This is a genomic window from Xanthomonas hyacinthi, from assembly GCF_009769165.1.
In the GTDB taxonomy this organism is placed as follows: domain Bacteria; phylum Pseudomonadota; class Gammaproteobacteria; order Xanthomonadales; family Xanthomonadaceae; genus Xanthomonas_A; species Xanthomonas_A hyacinthi.
This window is the reverse complement of sequence record NZ_CP043476.1, coordinates 2,895,690-2,910,703: the sequence shown is the minus strand read 5'-3', so window position 1 is coordinate 2,910,703 and position 15,014 is coordinate 2,895,690. Positions and strand designations below refer to the sequence as shown.

The window sequence follows — 15,014 nt, the reverse complement described above, 5'->3', positions numbered from 1 at the left end:
GTGCATCGTGCGGTCGTCGCAAAGTGGCGGCGGGGCATTGTCGATACAGGCACGCCGCGCTTGCAGGATGGAGCTCTCTGCGCGGCCGCGCCCTAGCCGATCACCCGATCGCGGCCCTCGTGCTTGGCCTGGTACAGGTGCCGGTCGGCCAGCACCAGCAGTTCGCGCCGGCTCTGCAGCGACGGGCCGAGACAGGCGAAGCCGACACTGGCCGTGCATTGCACCACCCGCCCGTCCAGGTCGTGGACCACCACCACAGCGACGCGGCGGCGCAGCTCGTCCAGCCGCGCGCGCGCCGGCTCGCGGTCCAGGCCCGGCAACACCAGCAGGAATTCCTCACCGCCGTGGCGCGCGGCGAACGCGTGTTCGCCGAGCGTGGCGCGCAGCACCTCGCCGACCCGGCGCAGCACCTCGTCGCCGATCTCGTGGCCATGCGTATCGTTGATCCGCTTGAAGTTGTCGATGTCCAGCAGCGCCACGCACAGCGGCGTCTGCGCGGCCAGCGCGCCCTCCAGCGCCGCGGTCAGGTGCGGATCGGCGGTGCGCCGGTTCGGCAGGCCGGTCAGTGCGTCGTGGCCGGCCAGGTAGGCGAGCTTGCGCACCAGTTCCTCGCGTTCGCGATCGGCCAGCTTCAGCGCCAGGTTCTTCGTGCGCAGCTCGTGGGTGCGCTCGGCGATGATGCGGTTGAGCCGGCGCTGGCGGCGCAGGTAGCGATGGCTGCGCCCGCGGTACCACCACAGCAGCAGGCCGCTGAACGCGATCGCCGCAAGCACCACGAACGGGCCGCGCTGCCAGAACGGCGGCACCACGTCCAGCTGCAGCGACGTGCGCCCGACCAGGTCGCTGCGCGACCAGTCGGTCGAACTGGTGGTCGCCTGCACTTCCAGGCGATAGTCGCCCGGCGGCAGGTTGGTATAGACCGCCTCCTCGCCGCTGCCGGCATCGATCCACTGCCGATCGAAGCCATGCAGGCGATAGCGGTAGCGCACCTTGTCCGGCGAGCGGAAGCTCAGCCCGGCGTAGTCGACGCTGAGCCGGCCGACGCTGCCGGGCAGGCGGTAGTCGCCGCGCAGCGGCTGCTCGCGGCCATCGACCTGCAGCCGCTCGATCGCCACCGCCGGTGCGCGCCAGGAATGCCGGCTGGGCAGCGCCGGGTCGATCAGGGCCAGGCCGGCGGAGGTCGGGACCAGCAGGGTGCCGGCGCGGCTCAGCCAGCCGGCCGGCGCGCTGGCGCCGTTGCCCTGGCTGCCGGGCATGCCGTCGCTGCGATCGACCACGTCCACCGCCAGCTGCGTACGGCGGCCGGCATCGAGCTGCGCGATGCTGTCGCGGGCGATGCGCAACACGCCCTGGTTGCTGGTCGCCCACAGATGGCCATGGCCATCGTCGATGACCCGGAACAGCTTGTCGCGCGGCAGCCCGACACGATGGTCGTAGACGCGGAAGCGGCCGTCGCGCAGCCGCAGCAGGCCGCGGTCGCTGCCGATCCACAGCGTGCCGTCGGCATCTTCCAGGAAGTCGAACGCGTTATGCGCCGGGAACCCGGCCCCGGCCGGCCAACCCCGCAGCGCGCCGCCCGCCGACAGCGCCGCGATGCCGCCGCTGCTGCCGATCCACAGCACGCCGGCGCGATCGCGGTACAGCGCCTGCACCTGCAGCGCCGGCAGGCCGTCGGCCAGGGTGTACACGCGGGTGCGGCCACGGTTGCGATAGGCCAGGCCGGCATTGCTGCCGATCCACAGCCCGCCGTCCGCATCCTGCAAGAGCGCGCGCACCATCGCTTGCGGGATGCCCGCGTCGCTGCCGAGCCGTTGCCGGACCGCGCCGTCGGGCGCCAGCAGCAGCACGCCCTGGCTGTAGGTGCCGACCCACATGCCGCCATCGTTGGCCGCGGCCAGCGCCAGCACCGACGGATCGCGGCCGCTGGCGGCGATGCGCAGCGTGGCGATGCGGCCGTGCTGCCAGCGATCGAGGCCGGCGGCATGGCCGATCCAGACCGCGCCATCGGCGCTCTGCTGCACCACCCGCACATCGTCGCCGCCGAGGCCGTCGTGCCGGGTCAGGCCGCCGGCATCGCCCGCGGCGACGCGGAACAGGCCGTCGGTGCTGCCGGCCCAGATCAAGCCTTCGCGGTCCTCGATCAGCGCCGCGCTGACCACGCCGGAGATCGACAGCATCTCCTCGCTGACGCCGCTCGACGAGCGCCGCAGCAACTGGCCGCTGGACAGGCTGGTCCACAACTGGCCCTGGCGATCCTGCAACGCGGCATCGACCCGCTGGCCCTGGCGCAACCACTGCAGCGCGCCGTCGGCGTGCAGCCAGAACACGCCGGCGTCGCCGGCGACCAGCAGCCCGCCGTCGCGGTCGTGGCTCAGGCGCCGCACCGCGGCCGCGCGCATCGCCGGCGTGCGGCCCCAGCGCCGCGCGCGCAGCGTGGCCGGGTCGAGGCGGAACAACCCCTGCGCGGTGCCGACCAGCACGCTGCCATCGGGCCGCTGCAGCAGCGCCGCGATCCGGGTCTTGGGCAGCCCGGCGACGGCGCCGGCAGCGCTCAGGCGGCCATCGGCCTCGATCCGGAACAAGCCGTCCTCGCTGCCGACCCACAGCGCGCCGTCGCGGCCGCGCAGCATCGACGTCACCCGCAGCCGCTGCGCACGCGCATCGCCCAAATGCTGCCAGCGGCCGCCGCTATAGCGGAACACGCCGTCGTCGGCGCTGCCGATCAGCACCCCGCCATCGGCTTCGGGCACGATCGCGAACACGCCGGACATCTCCATGCCCGGCGTGTTCTGCCGGTCGAACACGGTGAAGGCACGGCCATCGAAGCGTGCCACGCCTTCCCAGGTGCCGATCCAGAGCAGGCCGTCGCGGTCCTGCGCCAGCGCATGCACCAGGTTGTGCGGCAGGCCTTGGTCCATGGTCCAACGCGCGATCGTCGGGCGCTCGGCGATGACCCGCTCGGACACCGGCAGCGCAACCTGCGCCACGCCAGCGCCTGCCGTGCAGCAGACGCACAGCAGCGTCAGGAGCAGGCCGCTGCGCCGGCGCAGCGTATGCACGCCGTCGGTGGGTGGGTGACGCTGTTCCCTCTGCTCCATTGCTTTCCGAATCTGGCCCTCGGCAGCGCGAGCGCGCGGCATCCAAACCGTCCAAGAAAGCCAATTTATCACTGCGCGTTCGCTGCCGATGTCAGGGGTTCCTTACCCCGCACTTCGCACCGCTGCCACAACCAGCGTAGCCCGAACGAGCGTGGGCGCGGTGTGCACGCCGATGCGACGGTCAGGCATGCCGAATGCGTCCCGTTGTTCCGGGATTGGGACGTGCTGCAATCAGGATGGCGCCCAAACCATTCAGCAAAATGGCCGCCGGGCGCAACGCTGACGGGCTAAATAATATACTTTGCAGTATAGTATATATATCGAACCGATTGGTCTAGTATTTACCCCCATGGTCAGCAAACCCTCTGCCGCCGCCCCCAAATCCTCGGCCCGCGCCGCCGGGCCGGGCCGTCCCAAGGACATGGGCAAGCGGGCGGCGATCCTGGAAGCGGCCAAGCAGATGTTCACCGAGCTGGGCTTCGGCGGGGTCAGCATGGACGGCATCGCGGCCCGCGCCGGGGTGTCCAAGCTCACCGTGTACAGCCATTACGGCGACAAGGAGACGCTGTTCGCCGAGGCGGTGCGCGCGCAGTGCCAGGCGCTGCTGCCCGAGGACCTGTTCGGGCATGCGCTGAAGGGTCCGCTGCGCGCGCAACTGGTGGAGATCGGCCTGGCGTTCTTCGCGATGATCAGCAGCGAGGCGGCGATGGCGACGCACCGCATGATGCTCGCCCCCGGCACCGGCGACGAGCACGTGCGCGAGATGTTCTGGAACGCCGGTCCCAAACGCACCCAGCAGGACCTGGCGCTGCTGCTGCAGGCGCATGTCGCGGCCGGCGAGCTGGAGATCCCCGACCTGGGCCTGGCCGCCTCCCAGTTCTTCTGCCTGATCAAGGGCGAACTGCACTCGCTGATGATGTGCGGCCTGTGCCGCGCGCCCAGCCGGGCGCAGATCCAGGCCCATGTCGAGGCCAGCGTGGACTTCTTGCTGCGGGCCTATGCGGCGCGCTGATTCCGCGCCGGCCGGGCGGCCCGATGACTTCCGGCACTGCGCGCGGCGGCGCCGCGGCGGCGATGCTGTAGCACACGCACGGCCTTTGTGCCGGCTAAAATGCGCGTCCCGCCGTGTTGGATGCCCCAGATGACGATCGACTACTCCCAAGCCCGCGAAACGATGGTCGAACAGCAGGTGCGTCCCTGGGACGTGCTCGACCTGCGCGTGCTCGACGTGCTGGCGCGGCTGCCGCGCGAGACCTTCGTACCGGAAAGCCACCGCGCGGTGGCCTATGCCGACCTGGAGATTCCACTGGGCCACGGCCAGTCCATGATGAAGCCGGTGATCGAAGGGCGCATGCTGCAGGCGCTGGACCTGCAACCGGGCGAGGATGTGCTGGAGATCGGCACCGGCAGCGGCTTCATCAGCGCCTGCCTGGGCGAACTCGGCCGCGAGGTGGTCAGCCTGGAGATCGAGCCGGCCCTGGCCGCCGCCGCGCGCGCCAACCTGGAGGCCGCCGCGCTGGGCAGCAATGTGCGCATCGAGACCGCCGACGCGTTCGGCTGGCACAGCGAGCGCCGCTTCGACGTGGTCTGCGTCACCGCCGCGGTCACCGAGATCCCGGCACAGTTCCTGGCCTGGCTGCGGCCCGGCGGCCGCTTGTTCGCGATCCGCGGCCGTGCCCCGGCCATGGACGCGGCGCTGGTCCACGTCGAGGCCGGCGCGGCGCGGGTGGAATCGCTGTTCGAAACCGACCTGGCGTATTACCTGCGTGGCGCCGCGCCGGTCCCCCAGTTCACATTCTGATCCATCTAAGGAAGCCGCAATGATCCGCCGATCCCTCGCCCTGGCTCTGACCGCCGCGCTGTTTCCGTTGGCCGCCAACGCCGCGGACCTGCTGCAAGTCTACGAAATGGCCCGCAACAGCGACCCGCAGCTGGCCAACGCGGAATCGACCCAGCTGTACGAAAAGGAAGGCGCGGTGCAGGCGCGCGCGGCGCTGCTGCCGCAGCTCGACGGCTCCGCCTCGCTGCAGCGCAGCCACAGCAAAATCGAGCGCGCCAGCGGCGATCTGGCCGGGACCAGCAAGAGCCGCAGCTATGCGATCCAGGGCACGCAGACGCTGGTCAACTTCGCCCAGTTCTCCACCCTGCGCGCGCAGAAGGCGCGCAGCCTGGCCGCCGACTACACGCTGGCATCGGCCAAAGACGACCTGATCGTGCGCACCTCGGCGGCCTACTTCAACGTGCTGGTCGCGATCGAGTCGCTGGTCGCCGCGGAAACCAACGAAGCCTCCGCCAAGAAGCAGTTCGACTACGCCGACAAGCGCCTGGAAGTGGGCCTGGCGCCGATCACCGACGTGCACGAAGCGCGCGCCGAGTACGATCAGGCGCGCGCCGACACGATCACCTCGCGCAACTCGCTGCAGGACCTGTACCAGGCGCTGACCGAGATCACCGGGCAGCCGGTGCACGACCTGCGCGGCCTGCCGGAGGACTTCCGTCCGCAGCTGCCGGCCGACAGCGGCAACATCGACAGCCTGATCGCCTCGGCGCTGGACAAGAATCCGTCGCTGCGCTCCTACCAGTACCAGGTGCAGCAAGCCGAAGACAACGTCTCCACCGCGCGTGCCGGGCACCTGCCGACGCTGAACCTGTCGGCCAGCGTCGGCCGCGACGCCAGCTGGGGCGACGGCGTCTCCAGCAGCAACTCGCCGCGCACCGACAGCAACGTCATCGGCGTGACCCTGGACATCCCGATCTTCGCCGGCGGCGCGACCCAGTCGGCGGTGCGCCAGGCGCTGGCGCAGCGCGACATCGCCCAGGACACCTTCGAACAGGAGAAGCGTGCGCTCGACCGCAATACCCGCAGCGCGTATCAGAACGTCGTCGCCGGCATCAGCGAGATCGAGGCGCGGCGCCTGGCGGTGGTGTCGGCGCAGGCCGCCTACGACGCCTCGCAGGTCGGCCTGGAAGTGGGCACGCGCACCGTGCTGGACGTGGTGCAGAACCAGCGCACGCTGTATTCGGCGCAGCAGGACTACGCGCAGGCCCGCTACAACTTCCTGCAGAACCGCCTGCTGCTGAGCCAGGCGCTGGGTTCGCTGGACGTGGCCGAGGTGCAGTCGATCAACGCACTGCTGACGCAGAGCGCCGAATCCAAGCTCAACTCCGGCAGCAGCACCCAGTAACGCCGGCGCCAGCGTCTGCGCGACACCGCAAACGGCGGGCCTTCGGGTCCGCCGTTTTTGCATGGGAGCGGCGCAATTGCAGGGAGAATGCCTGGTGGCACCAGGTACTTCGCCAACGGCAATGCCTGCGTCGAAACCGCGCTACTCGTCCGCCGGCGCATCGTGCGCCACCGGCGGCAGATGCGCCGCGATCAGCTGCAGCGTGCGCTGCAGCGCGCCGCGGCCATTGGCGACCAGGGCGCAGCCGGCCTCGGCCATGCGCGCGCGCGCGTCCGCATCACCCAGCAGCTCGCGCAGCGCCGCGCACACCGCCGCGGCGTCCTCGCAGATCGCCACCGCCCCGGCCTCGCGCATGCGCCGCGAGATCTCGGCGAAATTGTGCAGGTGCGGCCCGCTCACCGACGGCGTGCCGACCGCCGCCGGCTCCAGCAGGTTGTGCCCGCCGATCGGCTGCAGGCTGCCGCCGACGAAGGCGACCTGGGCGCAGGCGTAGAACATCATCAATTCGCCCAGCGTATCGATCACGAACACGCTGTCCTCGGCACCGGGCCATTGCTGCTGGCGGCGCGTGGCCACGCGCCAGCCCTGGTCGCGCGCCAGCGCCTCGACCTTGGCGAAGCGTTCGGGATGACGCGGCGCCCACAGCAGCAGCAGGTCCGGCCAGTGCCGGCGCAGTTGCCGGTGCATCTCGATCACCGCCGCCTCCTCGCCCTCGTGGGTGCTGGCGGCGATCCACACCGGCCGCACCGCCGCCACGCGTTCGCCGAACGCGGCGACGAACGCCGGCAGTTGCGCGGGCACGGCGATATCGAACTTCAGGTTGCCCAGTGCGCGCACCTGCTGCGGATGCGCGCCGAGCTCGATGAAGCGCTCGGCATCGGCCTGCGACTGCGCGGCCACGCAGGTCACCGTGCGCAGCGCGCGCCCGATCAACGGCCGCAGCAGGCGGTAGCCGCGCAGCGAGCGCGCCGACAGCCGCGCATTGAGCACATAGACCGGGATGTTGCGGTCGCGGCAGCCGAACAGCATGTTCGGCCACAGCTCGGTTTCCAGGATCAGCGCCAGGCTCGGGCGGAAATGCTGCAGGAAGCGGCCGACGCTGCCGGGCACGTCGTACGGCAGGTAGACGTGGTCCAGCGCATCGCCCCACAGCGCGCGCACCCGCTCCGACCCGGTCGGGGTGATGGTGGTGATCACCCAGCGGATGTCCGGGCGCTGTGCGCGCAGCGCGTTGACCACCGGCGCGGCGACGCTGACCTCGCCCACCGACACCGCGTGCAGCCACACCCGCGGCCGCCCGCGCGCCTGCGGATACGAGGCGTAGCGCTCGTCCCAGCGCTGGAAGTACTGGCGCACGCGGAAACCGCGCCAGACCAGGTGATAGACGGTGACCGGCAGCAGCATGTACAGCACGGCCGAGTACAGGCCGCGCAGCAGCCGCTCGATGAAATCGTTGCGCATCGCGAAAGCATAGCGGGTTGCGCCGCGCAGGCGGCAGACGATCGCCAGCGCCGCCGCCAGTCCCGGCGCCGACACCGCCGCGCCCGCGCCCGGCTAAACTTGGCGCATGTCCGATCCCCCCCACGCCCTCCCGTCCGCCGCCACCACGGCCGCGCCGCCGCCGCGCTCGCCGCGGCATTGGCCGACCTGGCTGCTGCTCGGCATCGCCGTGGCAGCCGCGCGGCTGCCCTGGCTGCTGCAACGCGCGCTCGGCCGCGGCGTCGGCTGGCTCGCGCTGCGTCTGGCCGGTACCCGCCGCCATGCCGCCGACGTGAACCTGAAGCTGTGTTTCCCCGAGCACAGCGAGGCCTGGCGCACCCGCCTGCTGCACGACAGCTTCGATGCGCTGGGCGTGGGCGTGTTCGAGTTCGCGCGCGCCTGGTGGGGCAGCCTCGGCCCGATCCGCCGCCGCACCCGCATCGAGGGCCTGGAGCACCTGCGTGCGCTGCAGGCGCAGGGCCGCGGCGTGCTGCTGGTCTCGGGCCACTTCATGACCCTGGAGATGTGCGGCCGGCTGCTGTGCCAATACGTGCCGCTGGCCGGCATGTACCGCCGCCACCGCAACCCGGTGTTCGAATGGGCGGTCAAGCGCGGCCGCCTGCGCTACGCCATCGCCATGTTCGCCAACGAGGACCTGCGCGGCAGCGTGCGCCACCTCAAGCGCGGCGGCTTCCTGTGGTATGCGCCGGACCAGGACATGCGCGGCAAGGACACGGTGTTCGTACCGTTCTTCGGCATGCCCGCCTCCACCATCACCGCCACCCACCAATTGGCGCGGCTGACCGGCTGCGCGGTGGTGCCGTATTTCCACCGCCGCGAAGGCGCCGACTACGTGCTGCGCATCGCCCCGCCGCTGGAGGACTTTCCGTCGCAGGACATGGTTGCCGACACCGCACGGGTCAATGCCGCGATCGAGGCCATGGTGCGCGAGGCGCCGGCGCAATACCTGTGGATCCACCGCCGCTTCAAGCGCCAGCCTGAAGGCCGCAGCACGTTCTACGAACGCGACTGAGCGAGATGTAGGTACGGGCGCAGTCCGGCGCACCCAAATTAGCGAGACGCTTCGCGCCGTACCCTCACCCCAACCCCTCTCCCGGTTGGAGAGGGGCTAAGGCTTTTCCTCCGGTGCCCCGCAGGGGCGGATGAGGGTACGGCGCAGCCTGGCGCGTGATACGGGTGTCGCTGCAGATCTCGCAGTGTTCGCAAGCGTGCACGAGCACGGACTGAGGGTTAAGCGGACGCAGACGAAACAGTTCGTGCAGCGCCCTCGGCGTCGCGCTCCTCGGCCAGTAGCGCGCCGACATACAGCCCCACCAGCATCAGCGCCAGCGAGCCCCAGAACGACGAATAGAACGCCAGGTGGGTGTTGAACGGGAACACCGTCGCCAGCAGCGCCAGCAGCGCCGGCCGTGCCCGTTCGCGCGCCTGCGGCGAGGCATAGCGCCACGCGCGCCACGCCTGCGCGGCACCGGCCAGCCACAGCAGCAAACCGATCGCGCCGGTCTCGCTGAGCACCTCGAGCACGATCTGGTGGGCATGCAAGGCCGGCTCGCGGCCCCAGGCGCCCTCGTGCGCGGGATCCGGGTCGCAGGCCGCATAGGCTTCGCGGAAGCCGCGCACGCCGACCCCGTTGAGCGGATGCTGGCGGATCATGCACCAGGCCGCGTCCCAGATCTGGGTGCGCCCGGCTAACGCCGCGTTCACGTCGGCCGGGCGCCCGCTCAGCGCCAGCGTGGTGCGCGCGAAGCGCTCGCGCACCTGCGGCGAGAGCGCGCCAAGCAGGCCGGCGACCAGCACCGTGGCCACGCCCAGCGCCAGCATCCGGCGCATGCCCAGCAGGCGCCAGCCCGATAGCAGCAGCACCAGCGCATAGGTGATCCACGACGCGCGCGAGCCGGCCAGCACCAGCACCACGCCCACCACCGCCGCGGCGAGCAGCCAGCCCCGGGCGCCGCCGCGGCGCCCGGCCGCGAACAGCAGGAACGGCGACAGGCTGGCCAGGACCTGGCCGAACTTGAGGTTGCACGGCCCGAACACGCCGCTGAGGCGATCGGCCAGCGCGATCTCCTGCGGCGTGCACAGACCGTGGTGGCTGATCGCCCACTTCAGCTGGTCCATCGACCAGAACAGCGGGCTGGTGCCGCACAGCGCCTGCGCCAGCGCGTCGGCAGTCCAGAGCGCGGCGATCAGCGCCAGGCCGTTGAAGGTGGTGCGGCGCGCGCGCGGGGTCGCCACCGCCATCGCCACCAGCCACAGGAACGGCAGGAAGCGCAGGTCCACCGCCGATTCGCGCAGCGCCAGCGGCACGTCCACCGCGTCCAGTGCCGACAGCGGCTGCGGCAGCCAGTAGCTCAGGAACAGCAGCGTGGTCAGCGCCCACGCCGGGCCGCTGAGCAGGCTGGCGCCGCCGCGGAAGCGGCTGTGCAGCAGCTGCAGCAGGGTCGCCAGCGCGCCCAGCGCGAGCACGCCCGCGGCCAGGCCCGGCGCCGGCCACAGCGCCACGAACGCCAGCACCCAGACCGGCGCCCAGCGTTCGCTGCGCGCCGGCGACAGCGGCGCAGGCAGGGAGGAATCAGGACCGGAGTTCGTCATACACCGCCAGGGTCGCGTGCTGCATCGCCTGCAGTGTGTAGGGAATCTGTGCCGGTGGTACCGGCGGTTGCGCCAGCAGCCGTGCCGCGGCGGCATGCAGGGCCTGCGCATCGAACGCGGCGACCGCGCCGGCGGGCTGCAGCTGCGCCAGCAGTTCGCCAGCCCCGCCATGCGCCCAGCCCAGCACCGGCCGCCCCACCGCCAGCGCCTCGACCACGGTGCGGCCGAACGCTTCGGGCTTGCGCGACAGCTGCAGCACCAGGTCGCTGGCGGCATAGGCCTCGGCGATGCGTGCGGTCGGCGCGGTGAACGCGACCGCGGCGGCGATGCCCAGCGCGGCCGCCTCGGCCTCCAGTTCCTGCACATAGGCCTCGCGCCCGGCCGCGCGCGCCCCCGGCAGCCACAGCCGTGCGTCGCTGCCGTCGGCACGCAGCGCGGCGAGCAGGCGCAGCGCGTCGGCGTGGCCCTTCAGGCGGGTGCCGCGCCCGGGCAGCAGCAGCAGCGGACCGCTGCCCGCCGCGGCCGGCGCCAGTGTCGCGGCCCAGGCGCGCGCGCCAGGATCGGGCTGCGCACGGCGCGGGAACTGCGCCGGGTCGATGCCGCGCGGGATCACCCGCAACCGCGCCGGCTCGGTCTGTGGGTAGTGGCGCAGCACGTAGTCGCGCACCGTGGCGGACACGCAGATCACGCGCTCGCCGCGGGCCATGATCGCGCTGTAGCGGCTCGGCGAATTGAGTCCGTGCACGGTGCTGACGAAACGCGGCCGCTGCGCCGCCGGCAGCCCGCGCAGCGCATGCCAGCCCAGCCAGGCCGGCAGCCGCGAGCGCGCGTGCACGATGTCCGCCCGCTCGCGCACGAACAGCCGGCGCAGCGCCGGCACGTGGCGCAGGCTCAGCAGCGATTTGCGGCCGATGTCCAGGGCGATGTGTTCGGCGCCGGTTTCCAGCAGCGCCGGCAGCAGGCGGCCGCCGGCCGACACCACCAGCGCGCGGTGCCCGGCCGCGACCAGCGCCGCGGCGATTTCCAGGGTGGAGCGTTCGACGCCGCCGGACTCCAGCGCCGGCAGCAGCTGCACCACGGTCAGGCGGTGCATCGACCCGGCGGTCAGTCGAGCAGCACGAAGACCGCGCCGCAGTACGGGCACTTGGCCTCGTGGCTGGGTTCTTCTTCCACCGGCAGATAGACCCGCGGGTGCGAGTTCCATAGCGCCATCTCCGGGGTCGGGCAGCTCAGCGGCAGGTCGGCGCGGTGCACGCTGTAGCGCTTCTCTGCATTGGCGGGCGCGGTGGCGGTATGGCTCATGGCAGTAGGACACGGCGGGAGGAGACGACGAATTCTAGCAGCCCGTCCCGTGCCCGCACCGGGCCGGCGTACGCCGCGCCGGTGCTGTCAAAGTTTGTCCACTCGCTGTCGGCTTGATGCCAAGCGATGACATCTACTATGCTCGGGGGGAAGCGGCGCAACCATGCCGCTCTGAGGTGTCACGTGGATATAGGTGTGCGATTGATGCAGGCGCGGCGCAATGCCGGTTTCACGCTGCGCGAACTGGCGGCCTTGCTGGGCGTGGCGCATAGCACCCTGGGTCACTGGGAGAACAATCGTTCCGTCCCCAATGCCCGGCATTTGCTGAAGATTGCCGAACTTACCGGCGTCGATGCCTACGTGCTGCTGACCGGCAAGCCGTCCAAGCTGAACCAGGGCGACCAGGAAAGCCTGCCGCTGCCGGTGGGCAAGCGCCTGGCCTGAGGGTCTTGCACGGCCGCGGAGTCCATACCGCGGCCGTGTTGCTCCTGTACGTTCATGCCCGCCTTGCGGTGCGCGCATCGTCAGCGCATGTCTGCGCCCATCGAGTTTCATGAAGGATTAGTGTGGCCGACGACAGCAATCGCCACGCGCTTTCTCTCAAGCGTCGACAGTTGTCGCTTCGACAAGTGACGCCTGCGGCCGTAGTTCCTGCACGATTCGCCCCTGCTCCATCACCAACACGCGGTCGGCGCTAGCGATGGTATCGGGCCGGTGCGCGACGATCAGCTTGGTCAGCTTCAACTGCTTTACGGCCTCGTTGACCAGGCGCTCGCGCATCACGTCCAGATGGCTGGTGGCCTCATCCAGAAACAGCAGCTTCGGTTGCCGGTACAGCGCACGGGCCAGGATCACCCGCTGCTTCTGCCCGCCGGAAAGCGAACTGCCCATATCGCCGATCAAGCTGTGATAACCCATCGGCATCGCCGCGATATCCTCGTGCACCGCCGCCAACCGCGCCGCCGCCTCGACCCGTTCCAGGTCGAAATCCGGATCGAAGAACCCGATGTTGTCGGCGATGCTGCCGGCGAACAATTGATCGTCCTGCATCACTGCACCGACGATCGCGCGCACATTACGCGGCCCCAGCTTATGTAGATCGTGGCCGCCGATGCGGATTGCCCCTTCGCTCGGCTTGAGCAATCCCAGCAGTAGTTTGACCAGCGTCGTCTTGCCGCAGCCGGATGCACCGATGATCGCCACCGACTCGCCTGGCTCGATCGCGAAACTGCACTCCTTGACGACCCACGGCTCGCCCGCGGCGTAGCGAAACGACAGCCCCTCGACCTCGATGCGCGGCTCGGCCGGAGGCAACGCCTCGGGCAGTGCGTGGTCGTCCTCCGGCTGCGTCAGCACGATATCGGCCAGCCGCTCGCCATGCAGGCGCAGCATGCGGAACTCGACCCACTTGTCGATCAGCCCGCTCACACGCATGGCGAACTGATCTTTGTAGGCCAGGTAGGCGACCAGCATGCCGACCGAGAACACATTGTCCAGCGCCAGCCTGGCCCCGATCCAGATCACCGCGATACGCTCGATGCCGAACACCAGTTGGCTGGCCGTGTTGAACCCCAGCGACATGCGCGCCAGTTTGACATCCTGGTTAACTGTCTCGTTTAGCAGATTGTCGTAGGTGGAACGGCGTAGCGGCTCCTCGCCAGCTATCTTCAGGCTCTGCATGCCCCGTAACGATTCCAGCAAATGGCTCTGCTGCTTGGCGGCGGCGACTAGCTGCTGCTCAGTGCGATCACGCACCGGCCGGTAGGCGATTGCCCGAATACACAGATACAGCGCTACCGCCAGAAGCGTGACCAGCGCCAGCTTCCAGCTATAGACCAGCATCAAGACCAGCGTGACCACTGCCATCAGTCCGTCGATGATCGCCTCGACGAAGCTTGTGGTCAGTGTGTGCTGGATCGTCTGCACCGAGGACATGCGTGAAGTCACATCACCCAGATGGCGCTTCTCGAAGAAATCCAGCGGCAATTTAAGCAAGTGCGCGAACACGTTACTCATCCATTGCAATCCGAGCCTGGAGGACAGATAGACCACCGACCAGCCGCGCAGCAAGCCGATACCCACTTGCAGCAGCAGCGCCAATCCGAAGCCCAAGCCGAGTACCACCAACAGGTCGCGATCAGCCGAAACCAGCGCCTGGTCAACCACCCATTGCATGTAGAACGGCGCGAGAATGACGAATACCTGCAGCGCTGCCGACAGCAGGAATATCTGAAGAAGCGCACTCCACAATCCGCTGATTGGACCTGCGAGTTGGCGCGCTGAGATCGAAAGAGACGCCTTCTGGGACTTGAAATCTGCAGTTGGGGTCAATTCTAGCGCTACACCGGTGAAGTGCTGGGAGACTTCATGGATTGATAGCTTTCGTTCCCCCAGAGCGGGGTCGAGTATGGTGAATTTAGACTTCCCGACCTTGGCAAGCACCACAAAGTGGTTGAGGTCCCAGTGCAAGATGCAGGGCAGCTTAAGCTCGGCCAAGTGCTGTAGATCTAGCCGAAGCGGGCGAGTGGAGAAGCCAAGTTGCTGGGCGGTGCGGATGACCTGATTGAGTTTTGCTCCCTTTAACGAAAGCGGGAAGCGGCGACGTAACTCAGGCAAGCCAAGCTGCATGCCGTGCGCGCGCGCGATCACCGCCAATGAAGCAAGAGCGCATTCAGAAGCTTCGGACTGGATAATCACACGCATAACAGAGGACCAAATGACACGGTAAAGATGCTCCAAACAAGTCGCCGATCACAACCTTTTCACTAAAAATTAAATTACCCAAGGAAAATCTGAAGGTCACTCTCCAGATCGACCAGAGACAACAAGCAATTCATTCACCAACATGCCATCTTATAGAACGAGCCAGGCGAATTATTCGTTACGCAGACTGGCTGAAGAACTTCGAATGCCCCCAACCATAAAAGCAAAAGGATTGCATTTAGCTTAAAATACGCAGAATTACCCTGCGTCAATACAAACTAAGATTTTTCATTTCTCACCATCATCGCAACCTTATAAGCCACCAGCAAAGATAGCATCCCAACAACCATCAATAAATAATCAGACCTTTCAAATCCAGATTTGAACACAATAATGCCCAGAATAACTATAGAAAGAATATGCAAAAGATAATTTCATGGTGCCCCAATTTAAAACTCGCCCACGAACGGGCGAGCTTATTTATAAAATTAAAAAGTATCGTAGAATCCTTGCAAGAAGCCTTTTATAAAGCTTCCGACCTCTCTCGAGCCTTTAATTAGATCGTCCCCTGAGGCCGGGGGGGCACCGGCAGTCCCAACCCCACCGGAAACAGACTCCAAATCAATATCAAAAA

Annotated in this window: 11 protein-coding genes; 5 read left to right on the top strand and 6 right to left on the bottom strand. The window is 68.5% G+C overall.

The features are described 5' to 3' along the window. Window positions 1-92: 92 nt before the first annotated feature. A complete protein-coding gene (locus FZ025_RS12780; protein WP_104558148.1) occupies window positions 93-3,098 on the bottom strand; it encodes a ligand-binding sensor domain-containing diguanylate cyclase in 3,006 nt (1,001 codons plus the stop codon). A gap of 349 nt (window positions 3,099-3,447) precedes the next feature. Here FZ025_RS12780 and FZ025_RS12775 point away from each other — a divergent pair, with 349 nt between their 5' ends. The 3 genes from FZ025_RS12775 to FZ025_RS12765 all read left to right on the top strand — a co-directional run bounded on the left by FZ025_RS12775 (window position 3,448) and on the right by FZ025_RS12765 (window position 6,283). Next, the gene (locus FZ025_RS12775; protein WP_208803642.1) at window positions 3,448-4,110 is read left to right on the top strand and encodes a TetR/AcrR family transcriptional regulator; all 663 of its coding nucleotides are present in this window, start codon (window positions 3,448-3,450) and stop codon (window positions 4,108-4,110) included. A gap of 129 nt (window positions 4,111-4,239) precedes the next feature. Next, a complete protein-coding gene (locus FZ025_RS12770; RefSeq protein ID WP_046980202.1) occupies window positions 4,240-4,899 on the top strand; it encodes a protein-L-isoaspartate O-methyltransferase family protein in 660 nt (219 codons plus the stop codon). A 19-nt stretch (window positions 4,900-4,918) separates the two neighbouring features. Next, complete coding sequence (locus FZ025_RS12765) at window positions 4,919-6,283, top strand: TolC family outer membrane protein (protein ID WP_046980201.1); 1,365 nt, start codon at window positions 4,919-4,921, stop codon at window positions 6,281-6,283. Between the two features lie 141 nt (window positions 6,284-6,424). Here FZ025_RS12765 and waaA read toward each other — a convergent pair whose 3' ends face one another. Continuing rightward, on the bottom strand, window positions 6,425-7,744 hold the full coding sequence (gene waaA, locus FZ025_RS12760; RefSeq protein WP_104558269.1) for a lipid IV(A) 3-deoxy-D-manno-octulosonic acid transferase: 1,320 nt from the start codon (window positions 7,742-7,744) through the stop codon (window positions 6,425-6,427). Between the two features lie 106 nt (window positions 7,745-7,850). On the opposite strand from waaA, the gene FZ025_RS12755 reads away from it, so the two are divergent. Continuing rightward, window positions 7,851-8,795: an LpxL/LpxP family Kdo(2)-lipid IV(A) lauroyl/palmitoleoyl acyltransferase gene (locus FZ025_RS12755; protein WP_104558146.1), complete on the top strand. Its 945-nt coding sequence runs from the start codon at window positions 7,851-7,853 to the stop codon at window positions 8,793-8,795. A gap of 218 nt (window positions 8,796-9,013) precedes the next feature. Here the strand turns inward: FZ025_RS12755 and FZ025_RS12750 are convergent, their stop codons facing one another. From FZ025_RS12750 to FZ025_RS12740, 3 genes are read right to left on the bottom strand one after another with little or no spacing between them, the layout of a single operon-like run. Further along, window positions 9,014-10,375 (bottom strand): O-antigen ligase family protein, encoded by a 1,362-nt coding sequence (locus FZ025_RS12750; RefSeq protein WP_046977950.1) that lies wholly within the window; start codon window positions 10,373-10,375, stop codon window positions 9,014-9,016. Continuing rightward, window positions 10,356-11,468 carry a glycosyltransferase gene (locus tag FZ025_RS12745; RefSeq protein WP_046977949.1) on the bottom strand — a complete coding sequence of 371 codons (1,113 nt, stop codon included), beginning with the start codon at window positions 11,466-11,468 and terminating at the stop codon, window positions 10,356-10,358. Before FZ025_RS12745 ends, FZ025_RS12750 begins: the two co-directional genes overlap by 20 nt. 11 nt (window positions 11,469-11,479) lie before the next feature. Continuing rightward, window positions 11,480-11,677 (bottom strand): zinc-finger domain-containing protein, encoded by a 198-nt coding sequence (locus FZ025_RS12740; protein ID WP_046977948.1) that lies wholly within the window; start codon window positions 11,675-11,677, stop codon window positions 11,480-11,482. A 183-nt stretch (window positions 11,678-11,860) separates the two neighbouring features. Here FZ025_RS12740 and FZ025_RS12735 point away from each other — a divergent pair, with 183 nt between their 5' ends. Further along, on the top strand, window positions 11,861-12,121 hold the full coding sequence (locus tag FZ025_RS12735; RefSeq protein WP_244292375.1) for a helix-turn-helix domain-containing protein: 261 nt from the start codon (window positions 11,861-11,863) through the stop codon (window positions 12,119-12,121). 156 nt (window positions 12,122-12,277) lie between these two features. Here the strand turns inward: FZ025_RS12735 and FZ025_RS12730 are convergent, their stop codons facing one another. Then, a complete protein-coding gene (locus tag FZ025_RS12730) occupies window positions 12,278-14,380 on the bottom strand; it encodes a peptidase domain-containing ABC transporter (protein ID WP_046977946.1) in 2,103 nt (700 codons plus the stop codon). Window positions 14,381-15,014 lie beyond the last annotated feature (634 nt).

Coding starts and splice junctions, on each gene's coding strand:
- FZ025_RS12780 (WP_104558148.1), bottom strand. CDS start 3,098: ATGGAGCAGAGGGAACAGCGTCACCCACCCACCGACGGCGTGCATACG.
- FZ025_RS12775 (WP_208803642.1), top strand. CDS start 3,448: ATGGTCAGCAAACCCTCTGCCGCCGCCCCCAAATCCTCGGCCCGCGCC.
- FZ025_RS12770 (WP_046980202.1), top strand. CDS start 4,240: ATGACGATCGACTACTCCCAAGCCCGCGAAACGATGGTCGAACAGCAG.
- FZ025_RS12765 (WP_046980201.1), top strand. CDS start 4,919: ATGATCCGCCGATCCCTCGCCCTGGCTCTGACCGCCGCGCTGTTTCCG.
- waaA (WP_104558269.1), bottom strand. CDS start 7,744: ATGCGCAACGATTTCATCGAGCGGCTGCTGCGCGGCCTGTACTCGGCC.
- FZ025_RS12755 (WP_104558146.1), top strand. CDS start 7,851: ATGTCCGATCCCCCCCACGCCCTCCCGTCCGCCGCCACCACGGCCGCG.
- FZ025_RS12750 (WP_046977950.1), bottom strand. CDS start 10,375: ATGACGAACTCCGGTCCTGATTCCTCCCTGCCTGCGCCGCTGTCGCCG.
- FZ025_RS12745 (WP_046977949.1), bottom strand. CDS start 11,468: ATGCACCGCCTGACCGTGGTGCAGCTGCTGCCGGCGCTGGAGTCCGGC.
- FZ025_RS12740 (WP_046977948.1), bottom strand. CDS start 11,677: ATGAGCCATACCGCCACCGCGCCCGCCAATGCAGAGAAGCGCTACAGC.
- FZ025_RS12730 (WP_046977946.1), bottom strand. CDS start 14,380: ATGCGTGTGATTATCCAGTCCGAAGCTTCTGAATGCGCTCTTGCTTCA.